This is a genomic window from Candidatus Methylomirabilota bacterium (genome assembly GCA_035709005.1).
Classification (GTDB): Bacteria; Methylomirabilota; Methylomirabilia; order Rokubacteriales; family CSP1-6; genus 40CM-4-69-5.
Genome location: DASTFB010000001.1, coordinates 21,823 through 43,305, shown reverse-complemented (window position 1 = coordinate 43,305; position 21,483 = coordinate 21,823). Strand labels below are relative to the sequence as shown.

The 21,483-nt window shown below is 70.3% G+C and carries 21 protein-coding genes; 10 read left to right on the top strand and 11 right to left on the bottom strand.

The features are described 5' to 3' along the window. From VFR64_00240 to VFR64_00210, 7 genes are all read left to right on the top strand, one after another. Window positions 1-513 carry a TQO small subunit DoxD gene (locus VFR64_00240; GenBank protein HET9488169.1) on the top strand — a complete coding sequence of 171 codons (513 nt, stop codon included), beginning with the start codon at window positions 1-3 and terminating at the stop codon, window positions 511-513. After that, entirely contained in the window at window positions 510-1,925 is a 1,416-nt protein-coding gene (locus VFR64_00235; GenBank protein ID HET9488168.1) for a glycosyltransferase 87 family protein, read from the top strand. Before VFR64_00240 ends, VFR64_00235 begins: the two co-directional genes overlap by 4 nt. Continuing rightward, window positions 1,922-3,406, top strand: coding sequence for a glycosyltransferase (locus VFR64_00230; GenBank protein HET9488167.1), 1,485 nt, complete (start codon window positions 1,922-1,924; stop codon window positions 3,404-3,406). Before VFR64_00235 ends, VFR64_00230 begins: the two co-directional genes overlap by 4 nt. After that, window positions 3,403-4,059 carry a c-type cytochrome gene (locus tag VFR64_00225; protein HET9488166.1) on the top strand — a complete coding sequence of 219 codons (657 nt, stop codon included), beginning with the start codon at window positions 3,403-3,405 and terminating at the stop codon, window positions 4,057-4,059. The genes VFR64_00230 and VFR64_00225 overlap by 4 nt, the downstream gene beginning before the upstream one ends. 143 nt (window positions 4,060-4,202) lie before the next feature. Further along, complete coding sequence (locus VFR64_00220; protein ID HET9488165.1) at window positions 4,203-4,892, top strand: carboxypeptidase-like regulatory domain-containing protein; 690 nt, start codon at window positions 4,203-4,205, stop codon at window positions 4,890-4,892. Beyond that, on the top strand, window positions 4,889-5,575 hold the full coding sequence (locus VFR64_00215; protein ID HET9488164.1) for a TIGR04282 family arsenosugar biosynthesis glycosyltransferase: 687 nt from the start codon (window positions 4,889-4,891) through the stop codon (window positions 5,573-5,575). The genes VFR64_00220 and VFR64_00215 overlap by 4 nt, the downstream gene beginning before the upstream one ends. Next, window positions 5,572-6,132: an NUDIX hydrolase gene (locus VFR64_00210; GenBank protein HET9488163.1), complete on the top strand. Its 561-nt coding sequence runs from the start codon at window positions 5,572-5,574 to the stop codon at window positions 6,130-6,132. Before VFR64_00215 ends, VFR64_00210 begins: the two co-directional genes overlap by 4 nt. 19 nt (window positions 6,133-6,151) lie before the next feature. Here VFR64_00210 and VFR64_00205 read toward each other — a convergent pair whose 3' ends face one another. Both VFR64_00205 and VFR64_00200 read right to left on the bottom strand, forming a co-directional pair. Continuing rightward, window positions 6,152-6,739 (bottom strand): TQO small subunit DoxD, encoded by a 588-nt coding sequence (locus tag VFR64_00205; protein HET9488162.1) that lies wholly within the window; start codon window positions 6,737-6,739, stop codon window positions 6,152-6,154. Between the two features lie 100 nt (window positions 6,740-6,839). Continuing rightward, window positions 6,840-8,165, bottom strand: a complete 1,326-nt coding sequence (locus tag VFR64_00200; protein ID HET9488161.1) for a glycosyltransferase 87 family protein — start codon at window positions 8,163-8,165, stop codon at window positions 6,840-6,842. A 43-nt stretch (window positions 8,166-8,208) separates the two neighbouring features. On the opposite strand from VFR64_00200, the gene VFR64_00195 reads away from it, so the two are divergent. Further along, window positions 8,209-10,074 carry an adenylate/guanylate cyclase domain-containing protein gene (locus VFR64_00195; protein ID HET9488160.1) on the top strand — a complete coding sequence of 622 codons (1,866 nt, stop codon included), beginning with the start codon at window positions 8,209-8,211 and terminating at the stop codon, window positions 10,072-10,074. Here the strand turns inward: VFR64_00195 and VFR64_00190 are convergent. From VFR64_00190 to VFR64_00170, 5 genes are all read right to left on the bottom strand, one after another. Then, a complete protein-coding gene (locus tag VFR64_00190; GenBank protein HET9488159.1) occupies window positions 10,049-10,369 on the bottom strand; it encodes a DoxX family protein in 321 nt (106 codons plus the stop codon). The genes VFR64_00195 and VFR64_00190 overlap by 26 nt on opposite strands. Continuing rightward, on the bottom strand, window positions 10,321-10,536 hold the full coding sequence (locus VFR64_00185; GenBank protein ID HET9488158.1) for a DUF2282 domain-containing protein: 216 nt from the start codon (window positions 10,534-10,536) through the stop codon (window positions 10,321-10,323). Before VFR64_00185 ends, VFR64_00190 begins: the two co-directional genes overlap by 49 nt. Window positions 10,537-10,710: 174 nt before the next feature. Further along, window positions 10,711-12,336 (bottom strand): FAD-dependent oxidoreductase, encoded by a 1,626-nt coding sequence (locus VFR64_00180; GenBank protein HET9488157.1) that lies wholly within the window; start codon window positions 12,334-12,336, stop codon window positions 10,711-10,713. Beyond that, complete coding sequence (locus tag VFR64_00175; protein HET9488156.1) at window positions 12,333-14,327, bottom strand: amylo-alpha-1,6-glucosidase; 1,995 nt, start codon at window positions 14,325-14,327, stop codon at window positions 12,333-12,335. The genes VFR64_00180 and VFR64_00175 overlap by 4 nt, the downstream gene beginning before the upstream one ends. 5 nt (window positions 14,328-14,332) lie before the next feature. Continuing rightward, window positions 14,333-15,898: a GMC family oxidoreductase gene (locus tag VFR64_00170; protein ID HET9488155.1), complete on the bottom strand. Its 1,566-nt coding sequence runs from the start codon at window positions 15,896-15,898 to the stop codon at window positions 14,333-14,335. A 169-nt stretch (window positions 15,899-16,067) separates the two neighbouring features. On the opposite strand from VFR64_00170, the gene VFR64_00165 reads away from it, so the two are divergent. Together VFR64_00165 and VFR64_00160 are read left to right on the top strand one after the other, a co-directional pair. Next, window positions 16,068-16,859 (top strand): aquaporin, encoded by a 792-nt coding sequence (locus VFR64_00165; GenBank protein HET9488154.1) that lies wholly within the window; start codon window positions 16,068-16,070, stop codon window positions 16,857-16,859. 11 nt (window positions 16,860-16,870) lie between these two features. Beyond that, entirely contained in the window at window positions 16,871-17,902 is a 1,032-nt protein-coding gene (locus VFR64_00160) for a VOC family protein (protein HET9488153.1), read from the top strand. Between the two features lie 40 nt (window positions 17,903-17,942). Here the strand turns inward: VFR64_00160 and VFR64_00155 are convergent, their stop codons facing one another. The 4 genes from VFR64_00155 to VFR64_00140 form a co-directional block, all read right to left on the bottom strand. Then, complete coding sequence (locus VFR64_00155) at window positions 17,943-18,569, bottom strand: sigma-70 family RNA polymerase sigma factor (protein HET9488152.1); 627 nt, start codon at window positions 18,567-18,569, stop codon at window positions 17,943-17,945. A gap of 35 nt (window positions 18,570-18,604) precedes the next feature. Then, window positions 18,605-18,862, bottom strand: a complete 258-nt coding sequence (locus VFR64_00150) for an STAS domain-containing protein (GenBank protein HET9488151.1) — start codon at window positions 18,860-18,862, stop codon at window positions 18,605-18,607. A gap of 159 nt (window positions 18,863-19,021) precedes the next feature. Then, window positions 19,022-21,184 (bottom strand): sigma 54-interacting transcriptional regulator, encoded by a 2,163-nt coding sequence (locus VFR64_00145; GenBank protein ID HET9488150.1) that lies wholly within the window; start codon window positions 21,182-21,184, stop codon window positions 19,022-19,024. 103 nt (window positions 21,185-21,287) lie between these two features. Continuing rightward, a complete protein-coding gene (locus tag VFR64_00140) occupies window positions 21,288-21,479 on the bottom strand; it encodes a hypothetical protein (GenBank protein ID HET9488149.1) in 192 nt (63 codons plus the stop codon). Window positions 21,480-21,483: the final 4 nt, after the last annotated feature.

Below are 21,483 nucleotides of genomic sequence, written 5' to 3'. Positions count from 1 at the left end.
GTGCACGCCCTGGGAGTCGGCGCGCGGGTGCCTGGCTGGCCCCTGGCCATCTTCCGCATGGCCTACGGTCTGCTCTACCTCGACATGGCGCTGCAGAAGGCGCCCTGGATCGGCTACGGCTGGCTGCGAGGGTTCATCGAGAAGGAGATCGCCCACCCGACCTTCGGCTGGTACGCCGCGTTCCTGAGCGACGTCGTGCTGCCGAACTTCGGCCTGTTCGCACTGCAGACGTTCGTCGTCGAGCTCGGGCTGGGCCTGCTCCTCCTGGTCGGCGCCCTCACGCGGCTGGCCGGCGCCGTGGGCTTCCTCTGGCAGACGCAGATCGCGCTGGGGGCGTTCAACGTGCCTGGCGAATGGTACTGGATCTGGCCACTGCTCACGCTGCCGCTGTTCTGTTTCGCGGCGACCGGCGCCGGTCGGATCCTCGGGGTGGACGCGTGGCTCGGCCCCGCGCTGGCCCGGCGGGCACAGACCGGCGCGGGCTGGGCGCGCCTGCTGAGACACGCGGCGTGAACGCCGTGAGGACGGGGGCGGCCGGCCGGGTCGCCCTCGGGGCCATCGGCGTCCTCAGCCTCGTGGGCTACGCGCTCGACGCCCGCTCTCTGCCGGGTGACGAGACGAACGCGTTCACGCGCCACGTGAGCGTGTTCACCGCGCTCTTCGTCCTCTACCTCAGCGCGACCTCGCTGACCCTCCGCCGCGGCGGCCACGATCGCGTGGTCCTCGGGCTGGTGCTGGGTTTCGGGCTGCTCTTCCGCGTCGCCGTTCTGCCCACGCCGGTCGTGCTCTCATCGGATGTCAATCGTTATCTCTGGGATGGACGAGTGCAGCGCGCCGGCATCAGCCCCTACCGGTATCCGCCTTCGGCGCCCGAACTGGCTCACCTGCGGGACGAGACCATCTACCCGAACATCAATCGCCCGACCAAGCCCACGGTCTATCCGCCAGGCACGCAGATACTGTTCGCGGCGGTGACGGCGGTGTTTCCCGACAGCCTACTTGGCTGGCGTCTTTTCCTTCTCGGCTGCGAGATCGCCACCGCTGTCCTGCTGCTGCGCGTCCTCCGTCGCATGGGCCGGCCGCCCGGCGCGGTCATCGTGTTTGCCTGGGCGCCGCTGGCTGTGTTCGAGGGCGTCCAGGCGGCCCATGTCGAGCCCGCGCTGTTGCCGCTGGTGCTGCTCGCGCTGCTCTGGCGCCAGGAGGGACGGATGACGATGGCCGGCGCGGCGGTGGGGGCCGCGGTGCTGTTGAAGCTCTACCCGGCGGCGCTCGCGCTCGCCTGGTGGCGCCGCGGGGACCGGCGCTTTGCGGTCGCCTCGCTCGGCGTGGTGGCCGCCGGCTACCTGCTGTATGCCGCGCCGGTCGGTTTCAAGGTGCTCGGCTTCCTGCCCGAGTACTTTTCGAGCGCCGAGGACTTCAACGTCGGCCTGCGCTGGTTTCTCACCGAAGGTATCGGTCTGGGCGGCGACGGTGTGGCCGGTGAAGTCGCGCGCGCCATCGTGATGCTCCTCCTGTTCGGGCTCCTCGGGCATGTGCTGCTGCGGACCCGGAGCCGGCTGCGCGAGAGTGCCGATGGAATCTTCGCCGCAGGCTTCGCCGCCGTGGCTGCCTGGCTCCTGCTGGCCCCGACGGCGCTCCACGCCTGGTACGTGCTGTGGATTCTGCCGTTTCTCGCGGTGGTCCCGTCGGTGGCCTGGCTCTGGCTGAGCGGCGCCGTCGCGCTCTCCTATCTCAAGTACGCGTGGTCCGAGTTGCCGCTCTGGGCTCGTCTCGTCGAGTTCGTCCCCCTCTACGCGCTCTTGATCTGGGAGTGGCGACACCGGCCGCGCACCGGCGCCGCCGCGGCCCCGATGGGGGAGCGAGGCGGTCGCCGAGCCGACCCTCGCCTGCCCGCGGCTCCGGCGCCCTCGCCACGGCCGGGATGATGCTCGCCCTCGAGGCACTCGCTGGCGCGATCGGGGCGGTGGCCGTCGTCGGGCTGTTTCTCTACGGCGTCAACGCGTACGTGATGGTCGGGCTCCACTGGTGGCACCATCGCCGCGTGCGGCCGGCCCCCCCGCCGCCCGCACACTGGCCCTCGGTGACCGTGCAGCTTCCCATCTACAACGAGCGCTACGTGGTCCATCGCTTGCTGACTGCCGTCGGCGCGCTCGACTACCCGGCCGACCGCCTGGAGATCCAGATCCTGGACGACTCCACGGACGACACCGCCGCCATCGTGGCCGACACGGCCTGCGCGCTCACCGCTCGCGGCCTGACCGTCGTGCACATCCATCGCCGCGAGCGGTCGGGGTTCAAGGCGGGCGCTCTCGCCGCGGGCCTGAAAGAAGCCCGGGGAGAATTCATCGCCATCTTCGACGCTGACTTCGTCCCGCCCCCCGATTTTCTGAGAATGACCCTGCCCCACTTCGTGGACGAACGCGTGGCCGTCGTCCAGACGCGATGGGGTCACCTCAACCGCGACTTCTCCCTGCTGACGATCGCCCAGGCCCTGGGTATCGATGGCCATTTCGGCGTCGAGCAGGCCGCCCGCTGCGCCGGCAATCTCTTCCTCAACTTCAACGGCACCGCCGGCGTGTGGCGCCGGGCCGCCATCGAGGATGCGGGCGGCTGGACCCACGACACGCTCACCGAGGATCTGGACCTGTCCTATCGCGCCCAGCTCCGGGGCTGGCGCATCGCCTATCGGCCGGAGCTGGTGTGCCCGGCCGAGCTGCCGGTCCTCGTCACCGGCTTCAAGTCCCAGCAGCGACGGTGGGCCAAGGGCTCGATTCAGACCGCGCTGAAGATACTGCCCCAGGTCTTCCGCGCGCCGGTGAGCCTGTGGGTGAAGTACCAGGCGGCGGTCCACCTGACCTACTACCTGATCCACCCCCTCATGCTCACGGTCCTCCTGCTCTCGATCCCTCTCCTGGCCGTGCGGGAGCTGGCTCCGCCGAAGCCGCTCGTGCCCGCCGTGAGCGTGGCGTTCGCCCTGGCTACCCTGGGGCCGGCCTGTATGCTCGCCTACGCTCAGCGCGCAGTCGATGCCCGCTGGCGCCGGCGGCTCTGGCAGATTCCCGCCATCATGGTGATCGGGGTGGGCGTGGCCTGGAGCACGAGCCTCGCCGTGCTCGGGGCGTTCCGGGGGGGCGACCTCACCTTCCTGCGCACGCCCAAGTTCGGCATCGGGCCCGCCGGCGGCGAGTGGCGTGGCAAGACCTACGTCGACCGCCGGGTGCGGCTCGGCCTGGCCGAGATCGCGATTGGCCTCTATTGCGCGATCGGGACCGTCGTCGTCTGGCACCACGGGGAATACGGCGTGGTGCCATTCCTGTTTCTGTACACGTGCGGCTTCATGGCCGTGGGGATCCTGACGATGCTGCATACGGCGCCGGCCGTCCGGGCGCGAATGGACAGGGCATGAGCTGCTGGCGCGCCGCGCGCGGGCTGGCGATGGCCGGGTTGGCGCTCGTGGCGACGGCGGGCGCGGCCGCGCGGGATGCCCTGGTCGCGGAGGGCGAGCGCTGGTGGATGTCATCCGGCGATCCCCGGACCCCCGTCGCCTGCGCCACGTGCCATCACGACCCCTCCGAGATGCGGGGCTGGGCGCCGAGCTTTCCCAAGTTCAGGCCGCTTCCGCCACCCCACGGCCGGGTCATGACCTTGCTGCAGGCCAACGCGGAGGCCGTCAGACGGCACTACGGCCACACCGATCCGCGGCCGGCGGCGACGGCGATCACCGCGTACCTCGCCGCCCAGGCTGCCGGCCTCCCCCCGACTCCCGGCCGCGCTGAGGGGCAGCCAGCGTTTCCGGCCCGGCTGCGCGCGCTGGAAGAGAGTGTCGCGCGCGGGCGCCGCCTGTATGTTCGCCATTGCGCCGCCTGCCACGGCTCGCCAGCGATCGCGCCAGCGTTCGCGGCGTTTCCACGCACCCGGGGCGGCCACTCCGAATCGCTCGAAGGCTTTCTCGAAGCCCACGCGGGGAGGGAACGAGGACTGGCCTGGGACAGTCCGGCCATGGCCGATGTCATCGCCTATCTCCTCGCCGAAGTCGCGGGGCGACTGTCCTCACGCTGAGAAGGAAACCACGCGTGCCCAGGGCAGGCCACCCTCGGATCGAAGCGGGCTCGCGCCCCCGTTACAACGGAGCCGCCCCGCACCTCGGGCAGGCCACCCTCGGAGCGAACCGGGCTCGCGGCCCCCGTTACAAAGGAGTCACCATGATGCGAGCTGCGTTCGCCACGATCATCATGTTTGGCGCTATTGGTCTAGGGCCCGGGCTCGAGGCCGGCGCGGCGACCGTGATCACGGGCACCGTGAAGAGCAAGGCCGGCCAGGTTCTGCCGGGGCTGGCCCTGCTGGAGAAGGGCGAGATCCACAACAACGTGTGGGACCGTGGCGCTCTGGTGGACGCCAACGGCCGGTTCCGCATCGAGCTCCCGACCGGCGGTCAGTACGGACTTCACGTCTACTCGAGCGGCTACATCTACAAACCGGAGGCGATTCGGGTGGAGACGGGCCGGACACTCACCGTCGACGTCGTCCTCGTCCCCGAGCCGACACGGGCGAACGATCCGGTCATTAAGGGCGCCGGCTTCTTCCCGTGGGAGCAGAGACAAGGCAAGGTCACGTTCGTCAAGCTCGACGTCTCGGACCCCAACGACGACCTCGGTCCCCAGATCCTCGCGTTCAACGCAGCCACCGGGCGCGCGTTCGCCATGCAGCCGCCACGGCGGGTCCGCGATCTCAAGGCCAACTTCCCCCAGGGGGTCTACCAGCTCGAGGTCGACACGTCCGCGGTCCCCATCAATCCGCGCGACTGGCACTTCGTCGTCGCCGACCACCAGTGCAACACGACGGACATCCTGAGCGCCCCCCACGAGCCCAGGCCGCCGCGCGTGATCCGGTGAAGCCACCGGCGACCGTGATGCCGGTGGCCATCGTGATCATGGCCAAGGCGCCGCGTGCGGGCGACGTGAAGACGCGGCTCTGTCCTCCGCTCTCTCCCGGTGCGGCGGCGGCGCTCTATCGCTGCTTCCTGCTGGACAAGATCGACCAGGTGCGCGCTCTCAAGGACGCCCGGCCGTTCGTCGCCTACACGCCGGACGAGGCGCGGCCAGAGTTCGAGGCGCTGGCGCCGGGCTTGGCCCTGGTGTGCCAGCAGGGCGCCGACTTGGGCGCGCGGCTGCTCGGGACCCTCAGTGCCTTGCTCGGCGACGGGCACCCCGGCGCCATCGCCATCGACAGCGATACGCCGACGCTGCCGACCGCCTTTCTTCAGGAGGCGGTGGACAGGATCGCTGATCCGGCGGTCGACGTGGTCCTGGGGCCCACGGACGATGGGGGCTACTACCTGATCGGCATGCGGGCCCCGCGGGCCGAGCTGTTCGAGGCGATGGAGTGGAGCACGCCGCGCGTGCTGAAGGAGACGCTACGGCGGGCGGCGGCCGCCGGACTGAGATTCGTCTGCCTGCCTCCCTGGTTCGACGTCGACACGCCGGACGACCTGACCCGGCTGCGTGACGCCGTGGTCCGTCGGCGCGGCCACGCCCCCCCCCACACCGCGGCATTTCTGGAGGCGCACGAGCGATGACCCGCCGCAGCGAAGAGCCGTGGCGCACCCTGGACTCCAGGCCGATCTACGCCAACAAATGGCTGTCGCTGCGAGAGGACCGCGTGGAGATGCCGGACGGGCGAACGACCACGTACGGGGTCGTCACCACCGGGGATTGCGTCGGCGTGCTGCCCTTCGTGGACGCCGACACGGTGCTCCTGATCCGTCAGTATCGCTACGTGGCCCGCCGGGTCACCTGGGAGATGCCCACCGGCGGCGTGCACGCGGGCGAGCCGCTGGAGGCGGCCGCCCAGCGCGAGCTGGCCGAGGAGATCGGATACCGGGCCGGCCGTCTCAGCGCCCTGTGCATGTATCACACCAGCAAGAGCGTGATCGACGAGACCGCCCACCTCTACCTGGCCGAAGGGCTCACCCCGTCGCCCGCGCCGCCCGATGAGACCGAGTTCATCGACGTCCGGCCATTTCCGTTCGCCGAGGCACTCGACATGGTCCTGGCCGGAGAGATCGTCGACAGCATGACCATCATCGCGATCCTCCTCGCCGCGCGGCGGCGGGCGCCGCACCCAACCGCCTGAGGCCAGCCGCCTTCGACGCTCAGACCAGCCAGCGCATCATCCGGGCTAGGCGGCTGCCGCCAGCGGCGGCGCGGTCCAGGCGCGGCGCCAGGTACGCGTCGACCCCCAGGCTGCGACCGGCATCCGTCAGCAAGAAGAGCACGGGAAACATGATCAGCATCGTGTAGGTCCAGACCCACTCGTGCGGCACGCTCAGAATGCCGATCGTGATGTTGGCGGCCATGCCGATGGCCACCACCGAGCCCAGCCGGGTGAACAGCCCCAGGATCAGCGTGACGCCGATGAACGTCTCCGTGATCAGGGTCATCCAGCCCAAGAACGTCCAGTTCGGGATCAGCACGTTGACGAGGAAGTCCTTGTAGGCCCCCACCGTCGGGTGCTGGATCTCCTGCTGGACCCAGTACCAGAGGCCTCCGCCCGACTTCCTGCCAAAGTCGTCCGACGGCACCTTCCACTTCGACTGCTGCCACCAGAGCACGCCGTAGACGATCCGGGCCAGCGCGAGTGGCCACAGCGGTGCCACCGCGGTGAGCCATCGGGTGGCCGCGCCGCCCCGGACCTCGCTCCGCTCCTCGGAGACCATGCGTTCCCTCGGGATCACCGCCATGCTACCCCTCCCTGGCGCCCGGATGCGCGCCCCCTCAACGCCTATGACACCGCGCCCCCTCGACGCCTATGACACGGGGTGGCCGAGATCCGGTTCGCCCTCATCCCTCCCCGGGGAGGCCCCGGGGGCGGCGCCCGAGAAACGAGGGGATCAGGCCGGCCCGTCCCGCGAAGGGGCGGCCCGTCACGAGCCATGCGAGCAGGCCGGCGGCCAGCGGCAAGCCCTGGACCAGCCTGGCCCAGGCGGGAATCGTCCAGGGCTCGTGCAGGAAGAACGCGTAGGCGTAGGCCACCGTGCCGGTGAAGGCGATCCAGGGCCACGAGGGAGCGAGCGCCAGGAAGGGCCCGAGCCACACCGCGTACCACGGAAAGACGTTGGGCATGAGGACGACGGAGCCGCCGATCAGGAACACCGCGCGTTCGCCGAATGTGCCCCGCCGGGCCGCCGCCCACGCGACGAACGAGACGAGGACGACCAGCGCCAGCGGCGGCCAGTCGATCAACGACCGGACGAGTCCGTGGTTGAAGCTCTCCTCGACCAGATAGCGCGGGAGCGACCCGACCGCGGCCCACCCCAGCAGCAGGGGGGGGAGATAGCCGACGCCGACCGTCAGCGCGAAGAGCGCCAGCACGCGGGCGCTCCGCCGCCCGAGCAGCAGCGGCAGGAACACGACCGGGTAGACCTTCACCAGGGTGGCGAATCCCAGAAGAATGGCCGCGATCTCCCGAGCCCCCCGCACCACGGCCAGCGCGGCCGCCACCACCCCGAGCAGCACGAGCGCGTCGAGATGAGCGCTCCCCCACAGCTCGACGAGCACGAGCGGGTTCCAGGCGTAGATCACGACACGCGCGGGTGACAGGCCCGACGTCACCAGCAAGACCAGCAGCAGCCCCAGGGTGAGGACCTCGGCCAGGGCCAGGCCGACCTTCATGGCCACGATGCTGTCCGGCGCCACGGCGTCGACGAGCCGAAAGAAGAGCTGCGCCCCCGGTGGATAGATGGTCCGCCACGTGGGATGATTCAGCCGCGGGAAGACCGTCGTGTCCCGCAGCGGTTCGAGCTCCCGGGCCACCGGGGGGTAGGCGTACGGATCGATACCGGCCCGGGCGACCCGAGCGTCCCAGACATATCGATATGCATCCGTCGAGAGCGACGGGGCGGCCGGAAGGAGCACCAGCCGACATGTGGCGGCCACCGCCAGGATGGCCACCACTGCTCCGCGCCCCGGCTGCCGCACCCAGACGACGAGGCCCACCACGTAACAGAGGAAGGCGACGGAGAAGGCAATGAGGAACGTCCAGGGCGCCTCCACGAGGTTGGGAACGAGGCCGAGCACGGTGCAGGCACCCAGAAGGCCTACGGCAGACAGCACTCGGAACAGGTCAGCGGTGCCCGCCTTCACCAGGCCGCCGATGATAGCAGGCATTTCTCCGGGGCCGCGACTCCGCGCCGGGTGGTGGTATGTCTGAATGAAGATGCCGCAGGTGCTGGACAGGGCGCCCACGCCCTCCGCTGAAGCTCCGGCCACGGTCCGGCCGCCAGCCCTCCGCCCGTGGCAACGGCTGAGCGTTCGCCTGGCTGGCCTCTTCGCCACCGTCACCCTCCTGACGGTGGGCCTGGTCGGCGGGCTCGTCTACGAGCGGCAAAAACGCGACGTCGAGGAGACGCTCGGCGTCCAGCTCCTCAACATCGCTCGCACCGGCGCCCTGTTGATCGATGCCGGGCTTCACGCGGACGTCCAGCGCACCCTCACCCAGGAGTCGGAGGCCTACGCCCGCATCCGTGCGGCCCTCGCCGCCATCAAGACCGTGGTCGTGCTGCCCACGCCGACCTACACGCTCACCGATTACGATCGATCGAAGCGGCAGGCCCGCTTCATGGTCACCAGCGACGGCCCCGGGCTTCCGGGGGAGCCGTACCCGCTGGTTCCTGAACTGATCGAGCCGCTGGGGCGGACGTTCGAGGACGGGGTCGCGCGGCACACGCGAATCTATCGCAACCAGAGCGGCACGTGGATCACCGCCTTCGCGCCGATCGCGGACGCGACGGGCCGCACCATCGCCGTGCTCGACGTCGATTATCCGGTGAATGTCTACCTGGCGAGGCTGGAGGAGCTCCGATTCACGCTCCTGCAAATCTCGGTGGCCGGGGCGCTGGGCGCCCTCCTCCTCGGCTTCCTCTTCGCACGCCACCTCACCCGGCCGGTCAGCGCCTTGACCGCGGGGGTCGGGCGCGTCGCCGCCGGGGACCTCTCCCGAGCGCTGCCGGTGCGCGGCCATGACGAGGTCGGACAGCTCACTCGCGCCTTCAACGACATGCTCGAAGGGCTGCGCCAGCGCGACTTCATCCGCAGCACCTTCGGCCGGTACGTCTCGCCCGAAGTGGCCCGAACCCTCCTGGAGTCGCCGGAGGCGTTGCGCCTCGGGGGAGCCAAGCGCGAGGTCACGATCTTGATGTCGGACTTGCGGGGCTACACGCGGTTCGCCGAGCATGGCGACCCCGCCGACGTCATGGCCATCCTCAACGCCTGCCTGGGCCGCCTCAGCGAGGTGGTCATCGCGTACGGCGGCACCATCAACGAGTTCATCGGCGACGCCATCTTCGCCATCTTCGGCGCGCCCCTCGACCACCCCGATCACGCCGAACGGGCGGCGGCGGCGGCGCTGGCCATGCAGCGGGCCATGGCCGAGCTCAACGAGGCTCATGCCGCCCGCGGCCTGCCGCGCTTCGAGATGGGCATCGGCGTCAACACCGGCGAGGCCGTGGTCGGGAACATCGGCTCGGAGCAGCGTGCGAAGTACGGGGTGGTGGGGAGCGCCGTCAACACCGCGGCCCGGATCGAGGGAGCCACGGTTGGAGGCCAGGTCTTCGTGAGCGCGGCCACCTACGAGCGGATCCGGGACATCGCCGAGGTCAGCTCCCCGGTGTCGGTCGAGGTGAAGGGGCTCTCGGAGCCGTTGCGCCTCTACGAGCTGCGCGGGCTGGCCGGGCGCTTCGATCTCCGGCTGCCCGAGACCGCCGACGAGACCCGTCCGCTGGCCGCGGTCGCCCTGCCGCTCGCCTGCTGGATCATCGAGGGCAAGACCGTCGCCCCGGACGTTCTGACAGGGATGGTCGTCGGGCTGGCTCCGCGCCGGCTCCAGGCCCGCCTCGCCGTCGCCCTGCCTCCGCTCACCAACGTCCGGCTCCGTCTGACCTACCCGGCCCTCGGCCACGACTCGCAGGATCTCTACGGCAAGGTCGTGGCCGGCGCCGACCACGACTTGACGTGCATCCGGTTGACCTCGGTCGACCAGGTCGACGAGCGAATCATCCAGCGTCTCCTCGCCGGGTGAGCCGCGCGTCGGGCCTCCGGGAGACCGGGTCCGGCCGACCCGCCGACTCCTGATGGCGGCGGTCGACCCAGTGACCGAGCAGGCGATCGAGCGAGACCGCCCCCGCCCCGCGAGTGACGAGCACGAGCAGGATCGCCGTCCAGGTCAGGTGCTCCGGCCACGCGTGCGGAAAGACGAACAGCTGGATGGTCAGGATCATGCCGAAGAACGGCAGGGTGGCGAGGCGGGTGGCCAGGCCGAGCAGGATCAGGATCGAGCCGCCGACCTCGGTGGCCGCCTGGAAGTGCCGGCGCACGAGGAGCTCCTCGTTTCACAGTCGTTCTTGCCGGCCTTGGCGATGCCGTAGCACTTCTCGTGCTCGAACTTCGGCTTCGGCGCGGGCCCACCCTGGGCGCCCGCCGTGACGGCGATCGAGAAAGCGGCCGCGACGGCAGAAGCGATGAGGGCGCGAGACTTGTTCATGCCGCGCTCCTTTCGGCGAAGAGATGTTTGAACGGCTCGTCGGACGTTGGACACCGGACTCCGCACCCGGGTAGCGTGTCCACGACGCCAGGGGGGACTGTAGGCAAGCCCCGGGCGGTCGGATGTCACGGTCGTGTCAAATGTGAGACCGCCGGGGGGGGAGGCGCTCCCGTCCTACCGCCTGGCCTCGACCCGCTCCGGCACGTCGGCCCCCAGGCGCTCGGTGATGAGCTGCTGGAAGAATCCCCGGAGCGGCGGCAAGTTGGCGAAGAGGGCGTGGAAGGCCTCACGATCCACCGCCAGGATGTCCACGCGGCTCAGGCAGCGCGCGGTGGCCGTGCGCGGCCCCTCCCGCACCAGCGCGATCTCGCCGAAGCAGTCGCCCGCGCCGAGCCGGCGCAGCACCATCTCGCCGTCTCCGGCCCGCTGGGCGATCTCGACCTCGCCGTTCACCACGACGTAGAGCCAGTCGCCGCGGTCACCCTCCCGGAACACGGTCTGCCCGGGCTCGTAGTGCTCGCGCTGGATGGTGAAGGCGCGGTCGGTCTTGAGCTGCACGATGTCCGGCGGCAGGAACAGGTCGAGGGTCCAGTCGGCGGCCACCCGGATCTTGCGATCCAGCCCCGGGAGCTTCATCAGATAGATGGTCCGCCACAGCCACCAGGCCACGAAGCCCGAGAGCTTGACGCCGAAGACCTCGGCGACCGCCGAGTGGTGACCGAGCGCGCCCATCTTGCCGAGGGCCTTGAAGGCGAACGCCTGCCGCGGCGTGCTCCGGAGCGTGGCGACCACGTTCCGGGCGACGCAGCGGGCCTCGCGGATGGCGTGCTGGGCCGTGGGCGGGCAGGGCTCGCCCGTCTTGGCGTCCCTGATCCAGGCGCAGTCGCCCACGGCCCACACCCCCGGATGGCCGGCCAATTCCAGATCTGGACCCACCACGATCCGCCCCTTCTCCTTGGGGACGGGCAGGGCGGCGACGACGGGATTTGGCCCCGCGGGAACCGTGCTGACCAGGGTCCGGGTCGGGATGCACTCGCCGCCATCGAGCAGCGCGGCGTCGGCGGTGGCGCCGTGCAGACGGGTGTTGAGCCGGATCTCCACGCCGCGCTCGATCAGCAGGCGCTGGGCGAACTCGGCCAGGCTGGCAGGCAGCTCGGGCAGGATGAGCGGCCCGGCGTGGAGCAGGATCACCCGGAGGTCCTCGACGCGGATGGTGCGGAAGCTCCGCGCCACCGCCCGCACGAAGTCGTTCAGCTCCGCCACCGCCTCCACGCCCGAGAAGCCCCCGCCGGCCACGACGAACGTCAGCAGGCGCCGCCGCATGTCGGGGTCGCGCTCGATGTCCGCTTCCTCGAGGACATGGATGAGGCGGTTGCGCAGGGCCAGCGCGTCGCCGAGATACTTGAACGGCAGCGCGTGCTCCATGAGGCCGGGCTGGCCACTGAAGCTCGTCACGTTCCCGAGCGCGATGACGAGATGGTCGTACTCGAGGTGAAATTGGCCCGAGCCGAAGCCGGCCGCCGCCGTCACCCGCCGCCGGTCGAGATCGATCCGCTCGACCGCCCTGGTGTAGAGGGTGGTGCGCGGGCAGAGCCGCCGGATCGGCGTGATGGTGTCGAGAATCCCGATGCTCCCGGAGATGACCTCGGGCAGCATGGGCTGGAACACGAGGTAGTTCTCGCGGCTGACGAGGTGGATCTCGACGTTCGGATCGCGGCCGACGAGCTTCTCCAGCTCCAGAGCCGCATAGACGCCCCCGAAGCCACCGCCCAGAATGATGATCCGCGTAGGCTGGCTCATGCCTTCTGCTCCGTGCCGAGCGCCTGCCAGGCGCGCAGCGTTTCGGCCACCGACCACGCCTGGGCCACGCACCCCCGGGGCACGAACGGAGGATCGCCGTCGAAGATCTCGGCGATGGACCCCAGCCCGTGATCGTCGAGGTGATGGGCCAGGGGGGCGAGGAAGCTGCGCGCCCGGGCGCGATCGCCGTAGACCTTGTAATGGGCGAGGGCGAAGGGCCCGAGGAGCCACGCCCACACCGTCCCCTGATGGTAGGCGCCGTCCCGCTCGTGAGGACCGCCCCCGTAGTGGCCGTGATAATCGGGATGGCCGGGGGCGAGGCTGCGTAACCCGTACGAGGTCAACAGTTCGCGGGCGCAGACGTCCACGACCCGCCGCTGTCGCTCGGCGCTGAGCGGGCTCTGGGGCAGGGCCACCGCGAAGAGCTGGTTCGGGCGCAGCGAGCCGTCGTGGCCGGCGGCGCCGTCGATCACGTCGTAGCAGTAGCCCGCCCCCTCGTTCCAGAAGCGCTCGAACGAGCTCCGTACCCTCGCGGCCAGCGCCGTCCAGGGCGTGGCCGGCTGGCGCAGGCGGCGGGCGAAGGCTTCCATCGTCGCGAGCGCGTTGAACCAGAGGGCGTTGATCTCGACGGCCTTGCCCGCGCGCGGCGTCACCACCCAGTCTCCCACCTTCGCGTCCATCCAGGTGAGCTGCACACCGGGCTCGCCGGAGCGGAGGAGGCCGTCGGCCGGGTCCACGCCGATGCCGTAGCGGGTGCCCTCGCGATGCCAGTGCACGATCGACTCCAGCACGGGGAAGAGCTCCTTGAGCAGCCCGTCGTCTCCGGTGGCCGCGTGGTAGGCGCGGATCGCGTCGAAGTACCAGAGGGTCGCGTCGACCGTGTTGTACTCGGGCATCTCGCCCTGATCGGGAAATCGATTGGGCAGCATCCCGCGGTCGACGAACCGGGCGAACGTCCGGAGGATCCGGGCGGCGACCTCGGGCCGGCCGGTGGCCAGCGCGAGCCCGGGCAGGGCGATCATCGTGTCCCGTCCCCAGTCGCCGAACCAGTGGTAGCCGGCGATGATCGAGAGGCCCTCGGGCTCCTCGGCCAGCGGGCGGCTGACGATGAACTGGTCGGCCGCCAGCACGAGCCGACCGATCCACGCCGGGGCCGCTTCCGCGGCAGCGCCGAGGGACCCCCGCCAGCGGCGCAAGAGCTCGGCTTCGTGACGCCGGCGCCGCTCCCAGGCCTCCGCAGCGTCGAGCGAGGGATTGGCCTCGGCCGACAGCACCAGCGTCACCGCTTCATCCGCGCCGAGCCTGACCAGGAAGGTCCCCGCGTGCAGGTGGTCCTCTTCGGCGTCCAGTCCCCGCTCGCGCTCCGCGACCCGATGGAAGCCGCGGTACCAGGTGTGGGCCAGCCGGGCCTCAGCTCCGGCCGCCAGCATCAGCAGCGGGCGAGCCCCCGGGTAGGCGATGACCCGGATTCCGTCCCGCGCGGGCGAGATGTCCATCCGCCAGTCGGCGCCGTGGGTCGAGCCGTGATAATCGCGGTAGTTCACGAGCACCTCGAGGTTCAGACCGACCGGGACGCGCCCGCGGAGCAGGGCATAGCGCACGTAGGTCGTATTGGCTCCGGGGTCCATCCAGACGCGCTTCTCGACGAGGGCGTCGGCCAGGGCGTAGGTCCAGACCGGCGTGGTGCCGTCCAGATGGAACCGCTCGATGGCCCGATAGCCCTGAGGGGCCACCGTGCCGTCGGTCCACCGGTTGGTCCCCAGGGCCGCCTCCAGGCCGTCGTAGGCGATCTGCTCCTCGATCTTGCTCACCAGCAAGGTCCGGCCGAGGGGCGGATCGAGCGCGGCCACCAGGAGACCGTGGTAGCGGCGCGTCAGCGTGCCGGCCACCGTGCCCGCGGCGAAACCGCCGAGGCCGTTGGTGCACAGCCACTCCCGACGCTCGGCCGCCTCGAGGTGCCCCGCGATCTCTCGCCCGAAGGTCGTCGTCACGGGGGTCATCCCAGACGTTCTGTCAGGTGGTCGCCGACCCGGAGGGCGTTGGCCATGATCGTCAGGGCCGGGTTCACGGCGGCGCTGGACGGGAAGAAGCTCGCGTCCACCACGTAGAGGTTGGCCACCTCGTGGGCGCGGCAATTGACGTCGAGCGCCGAGATCCGCGGATCGTGCCCGAACCGGATGGTGCCGTTCTGGTGGGCGACGCCGGCCAGGGGGATGCGCTGGCCGATGAACAGGTTCCGGGCGAACAGGCCCTGGTGGCACTCGTGGCCGTGGACCATGCACTTGGACTGGCGCTGCATGAGGGACTTCAGTGCCGCGATCAGCCGCTGGTGGCCTTCCTCGTTGTTAGGCCGGTAGACGAGCACGATGTTCCCCTGCCGGTCGAGCGTCACCCGGTTGTCGGGGTCCGGGAGGTCTTCGGAGGTCAGCCAGAAGTCGAGCGAGTGCGTGGCCATCAGCTCCAGGGTCCAGCCCGGGGCGATGGCGGGCGCGCCGGCCTTCAGGGTGTCGCCATCGAGCTTGCCCACGAAGGAGATGTGCCCCAGGGGGTACTCCCAGTCCGGCGAGCCGAAGTAGAAATCGTTCACGGCCAGGGTCTTCTGGAACACCGTCGGATTGGGGCACTTGGAGAGCGCCATCAGCACGGAGTTGGTGTGCCCCATGTAGTGTCGGCCCACCACGCCGGAGCCGTTGCCCAGACCGCGGGGATGCTTGTCGCTGGCCGAGCGCAGCAGCAGCGCCGCCGAGTTGATGGCGCCGCCGGAGACGACCACGACGTCGGCCGAGTAAAGTTCCCGGGCCCCGTTGCGCTCGACGACGATCTGCGTCACCTCGTGGCCGCTCCGGCTGGTCTCGAGCCGCGACACGTAGGCGCCGGTGAGTAGGGTCACGTTGGGATGCTCCAGCGCGGGCTCCACCGCCACCACCTGGGCATCGGATTTGGCCGAGACCAGGCAGGGGTGCCCGTCGCACGTTCCGCAGCGGATGCACCGGCTGGCGCGGGGGTTCTGCTCGTCGAGCATGATGCCGAGCGGTACCGGGAAGGGCTTGAGGCCCAGGCGCTCGAAGTCGTCGCTGAGCTGCTTCATGCGCGGCTCGTGGCTCACCGGCGGGCGAGGATACGGCGCGCTGGCCGGCGGCTCAGTCGGGTCGGCGCCGCGCTGGCCGTGGACGTGGTAGAGCTGCTCGGCCCGGGTGTAGTACGGCTCGAGGTCCTCGTAGCTGATCGGCCAGGCGGGCGAGATGCCCCCGTGATGACGCAGCTCCCCGAAATCCTCCCGGCGCAGGCGGAACAGCGCCGCCCCGTAGAACTTCGTGTTGCCGCCGACCCCATAGTTGGTGTGCGGGTGCAGCGGCTGGCCGTCGGCGTCGTGCCAGACCTCCTTCGTCTGATACTTGCCCTCGACGTTCACGGCCCGCGTGCTCCAGTTGGCCAGCTCGCGCGGCACCCAGTCGCCCCGTTCCAGTATCAGGATCCGCTTGCCGGTCGGTGCCAACGCCCAGGCCAGCGTGCCGCCGCCGGCGCCGGTCCCGATGATCGCCACGTCGTAGCGTGTGGCCATGGTGTCAGCCTCCCCGGACCAGTCTGATGGACGGTTAGACACCCCCACCGCCCGGGGGGGTTCGCGGCCTGGCCCGGGCGCATCCGGGCGCGGGCCAACCGGTTCTAAGCGGTAGCGATGAACGACCAGACGCGGCTCCGGCTCTCCCGCTGCCCGCGGCGGCTCCGCCGTGCGTGAGACGTTGACCCGTCACTGGCCCGAGTACGTGATCGAGGCGGCCGGCCTCGGCCTCTTCATGATGTCGGCCTGCTTCTTCTCCGTGCTGCTCTTCCACCCCGCTTCCCTGGCGCCCCAGGCCTTGCCCGATCCCCTGCTCCGGCGCGGCCTCATGGGGTTGGCGATGGGCCTCACCGCGGTCGGCTTGATCTATTCGCCCTGGGGGCAGCAGTCGGGAGCGCATTTCAACCCGGCGGTGACGCTCACCTTCCTGCGCCTGGGCCGCGTCACCGGCTGGGACGCCCTATTCTACGTCGGCGCCCAGTTCATGGGCGGCGTAGCCGGCGTGGTCCTGGCCGCGGCCCTCGCCCGCGGGCTCATTGCCGATCGCTCCGTCAACTTCGCCGTCACCGTGCCGGGGATGTGGGGGAGGGGCGTGGCCTTCGCTGCCGAGGTGGCGATCTCGTGCGGCCTCATGCTCGTGGTGCTCACCGTCTCTAACACGCCGCGTCTGAGCCGGTTCACCGGGCTCTTCGCCGGCGTCCTGGTGACGACCTACATCACCCTGGAGGCACCGCTGTCGGGCATGAGCATGAACCCCGCCCGCTCGTTCGCCTCGGCGCTCCCTGCGAGCGTGTGGACGGCGTTCTGGATCTACCTGACGGCGCCGCTGTTCGGCATGCTCCTCGCTGCAGAGCTCTACCGCCGGGCCCGCCGGCCGGTGAAGTGCGCCAAGCTCCACCACGACAACGCCCGCCGCTGCATCTTCCGCTGCGGCTACATGGCGGCGGCGCCGGGACGCTAGGAGAGGCCCCTATGCCCAAGCGCAAGATCGCCACCATGTTCCTGACCCTGGTCCTCGCTCTCGCCCTGCTGATGCCCCCGCCGCCGGCGACCCCGGCGGCCGCGCCGCTGGCCCAGGCGGTGGAGGCCATCGGAATCACCGTGAGCGATATGGAGCGCGCCGTCGAGTTCTACTCCCGCGTTCTGTTCTTCGAGAAGCTGTCCGACGTCGAGCTGGCGGGCGACGCGGTCGAGCGCCTGCACGGCGTCGGGGGCCTCCGGATCAGGGTCGTCCGCATGCGCCTGGGCGAGGAGGTCATCGAGCTCAGTGAACCGGTCACCCCGCGGGGCCGTCCGATTCCGTCGGACTCCCGGAGCAACGATCGCTGGTTCCAGCACATCGCCATCATCGTCTCGGACATGGACCAGGCCTATCTCTGGCTGCGCCGCCACCGGGTCCGGCACCTCTCCTCCGCCCCGCAACGGCTGCCCGACTGGAATCCCAACGCCGGCGGCATCCGGGCCTTCTACTTCGCCGATCCCGACGGCCACCCGCTGGAAATCCTGGAGTTCCCGCCGGACAAGGGCGATCCACGCTGGCAGCGGCCGGGCGATCGCATCTTCCTGGGGATCGACCATACGGCCATCGTCGTCGGCGACACGCAGGCGAGCCTCGAGCTCTATCGCGACGCCCTGGGCATGACGGTGGTGGGCGGGAGCGAGAATTGGGGTCCGGAGCAGGAGCGACTCAACAACGTGGCGGGCGCCCGGCTCCGCATCACCACGGTGCGGGCCGCGGCGGGCCCCGGCATCGAGCTGCTCGAGTACCTGACGCCCCGCGACGGGAGGGCCACGCCGCCTGACGTCAGCGCGAACGACCTGGTGCACTGGCAGACACTGCTGGCCGTCCGCAACGTGCCGGCGACCGCCCGCGCGCTGGGGGCCGGCCGGCTCACGTTCGTCTCGCCGGGCGTCGTGGCGACGACCGACACGCGGCTGGGGTTCCGGGAGGGATTCGTCCTGCGCGACCCCGACGGTCACGCCCTTCAGCTGCGGGCCCGCTGACTTAGTCGCCCGCGCTCGAAGACCCCGACGGTCACGCGCTTCAGCTTCCGGCCCACTGACTCTCCAGCTCAGGGGCTAGACGGCGCGTCAGGCGCTCACGCAGGACCATGCGGGCGCGGTGCAGGCACGACTTGACCGCGGACACCGATTCGGCAAGGACCGCGGCCGTCTCCTCCGAGGAGAGGCCTTCGACGTCCCGCAGCACCAGCACGGCGCGATAACGCGGAGGCAGGGCGTCGAGGGCCCGCTCGAGCTCGGCGCGGGTCTCACCCTCGAGGAGCGCGCGCTCCGGGTCCTGGGACCAGTCGACCACGAGGAACGGACGGTTCCCCTCCCGATGGCCGTCGGCCCTGTAGGTGGGCAGCCACTGGTCGAGCGAGTTCTCCACCTCCAGGCGCTTGCCGCGCCGCTTGTTGAGCGCCGCGTTGGCGGTGACCCGGTAGAGCCAGGTGGCCACGGCGGCACGTCCTTCGAACCCCCGCACCTTGCGGAACACGCTCAGGAAGACGTCCTGGACCACCTCCTCGGCGTCGCCGGCGTTGCGGGTGATGGAGTAGGCCAGGCGATAGACCCGGGCCGAGTAGCGTTCCATGAGCATCTCCAGCGCCTCGGCGTCGCCAGCCTGGAGGCGCTGCACCAGGCTCCCCTCAGCGTGGATTTCAGTCACGGCCACCTCCCGTCCTTGGCCTCGAACGTCACGGCCTAGCCCTTCAGCAGCGCCGACACGAACCCGGAGCAGTTCACCAGCGCCACGCCACGGTCGCGGAGACACCGGAGCAGCGGGACCCCAGGGCGGTCGACGAACGACACTCCCGAGAGATCCAGGGCCACGGAGGTCGACGTGGCCAGGGCCTCCTCGCAGGAGCGGCGGAGCTCTTCCACCCAGGGGCCGATGACACGGCCTTCGAGACGAAGAACGCAACCCGCTCCCGGCTTCTCGGTCCGCGCGATCCTCAGCATCGGCCAGGTCCCGGGGCAAGGGACGTGCCGGGCCAGAATCCGCTCGGGCGGAGACGAGGAACCGCTTGGGATTTCAGGACAATCGTGGCGCGCTACGGCTGGGCGCCGGACTGTTCCCACGACGGAACGTGGCGGGGATCTACGAGGGAGCGGGGCTGACTACGACTGGTCGTGGCGTGAACGCTTGAGTCCGAGCTTCTTCATGCGGCTCCTCAGCGTATTCGGGTGGAGCTTGAGGATCTGCGCGGCCCCCTTCGAGCCCTCGATGACCCCGCCCGTCTTGCTCAGCGCCGCGAGGATGTGCTCGCGCTCCACCTCCTCCAGCGACGGCAGGGGGCCCGCCGTCGCCGGGTCCGGGCTCGGCCAGCGGACCGGCGGCGACTCCGCCGTCCGCGAGGACACCGGCGCCAGGTCGGGGTCGAGCTCGAGGACTTGGCCCGGGGCCAGGATAACCGCGCGCTCGACGACATTCTGGAGCTCGCGGATGTTGCCCGGCCACGAATACCGGAGCAGGCGCTCCATGGTGTCGCCGGACGCCGTCTCGACGCGCTTGCCGAACCGCGCCGAGAACCGGCCGAGGAAGAACGTCACGAGCTGAGGGATGTCAGACCGGCGATCGCGGAGCGGCGGTAGCTCGATGGGGAAGACGTTGAGCCGGTAGAAGAGGTCGGCCCGGAAGCGTCCGGCCCGGACGGCCTCGTCCAGGTTACGGTTGGTGGCCGCGATGACCCGAACCTCGACGCGCACCGTCCGGTTACTGCCCACCGGCTCGAACTCCTGCTCCTGCAGCACGCGGAGCAGCTTGACCTGCGCCTCCGGCGGCAGCTCCCCGATCTCGTCGAGGAAGATCGTCCCACCGTCGGCCACCTCGAAGCGACCGACCCGCCGCTCGATGGCGCCGGTGAACGCTCCCTTGGCGTGGCCGAACAGCTCGCTCTCCAACAGCCCAGCCGAGATGGCGCTGCAATCGACCTTGACGAGGGGGCGGTGGCGACGGGCACTGCGATCGTGGACGGCCCGGGCCACGAGCTCTTTGCCAGTGCCTGTCTCCCCGGAGATCAGCACCGTGGAGTCGGTGCGGGCCACCTGCTCGATCTTGCGGAGGACCCCGAGCAGGGCCGGGCTCGACCCGACCATCTCGACGAAATTGTGCTCCCCCCGGATCTCTTCTTGAAGATAGACATTCTCGGCGTGGAGCCGATTCCTCAGCGTCTCCACCTCGGCCAGGGCGGTCTTGAGTGACCGCTCCGCCTTGACGCGCTCGAGCTCGGCGGCGGCCCGGGAAGCGAAGACCTTCAGCACCGACAGGCCGCCGGGCGGATCGTCCATCGGTTTGTCGTCCATGACGGCCAGGTGGCCGATCACCTGACCCGACGCCGCCGTCATGGGAATGCCCAGGAAGCTCTCGGCCTCCAGCTCGACCAGGATCGTGTCGTCGGGAAACAGGCGTTGCAGCTCCGCGCAGTAGTAGCGCGCGGTCCCCTCGACGACGCTCAGACAGGGCGTCATGGCGACGTCATACTCGAAGTTCTCGCCGAAGCCGTCTCCCTTCCAGAAGGCCAGCGTCCGCACCCGGCTTTGCTGGTCCTCCCGGCACTCGGTGATGAATGCGTAGCGGACGCCCAGGGCAAGCGCGAGGTGACGTACGAGAGAGTAGAAGAAATCGCTTCCCGTCACCGGCGCCGTCCCTTCGACGATCGCCCGGAGCACCTCTTCGGCCTGGGTCCGTCGGGCCACTTCCTGCTGCATGGCGTGACTGAGCTCGGCGATGTCCTCGTAGGCTTTCATGTTGGCGACGGCCAGGGCGATCTGATTGGCGACTTCCTGAAGGAACTCCACGTCGGCCTCGGAGTACTGGTTGAGCCGCGTGCTGGCCACGGCCAGGACGCCCAGGCTGCGCCCCCGCGCCACGAGGGGGACGATGACGTAGGAGCGCACGCCGTCGGCCAGCGCGTGCTCCTCCATCGCGTACTGGCGTTCCTTCTCGAGGTCGCGCCGGAGCAGCGGCCGCTGCTCCTGAAAGGCTCGGCCCACGTGGGTTTCTCCGGCGCCCATCTCCAGGCCCACCACGAAGTAGCTCGAGGACAGGGACGATTCGAGAACGAACAACCGCAGGACGTTCCGCCGGGGATCGTGGAGGAAGATCGCGGTGCGGTCGAACGGCACGACGTCCCGGAGCGCCTGAGCGACGGCGTTGAAGAGCGCGTCCCGGGTCAGGTTGGAGATGATCGCGTTGTTGATCTCGAGCAGCGCGCGGTAGCGCTCGGCGTCCGGGACGGGCCCGGCGTGGTGGCCAGGCTGGGCGGGTAGCGGCGTCGGCACCGCTCCTATTGTACGCCGGCGGTGTGGCGGTCAGCCGGCGGCCGGCCGGCGGTATCGTCCGCGGCCGGCGAATGGGCAGCCGTCCCTGAGGGCCGGGTGCCGATCACGCCGCCGGTGAGGCCGACCGTCCGGGCGAGACGCGGGACCGCACCCAGTCGTGACGGCCGGGCGGGCCGGCGGCTCGACGCTCGCCGAAGTAGTCGATGTAGCGGTCGATCTTGCGCGACCGCGCCCGCAGCAGGGACAGGAGGTACAGGATCGAGTCAGCCAGGACAGAGACGGCCTTGGTATTCATCACG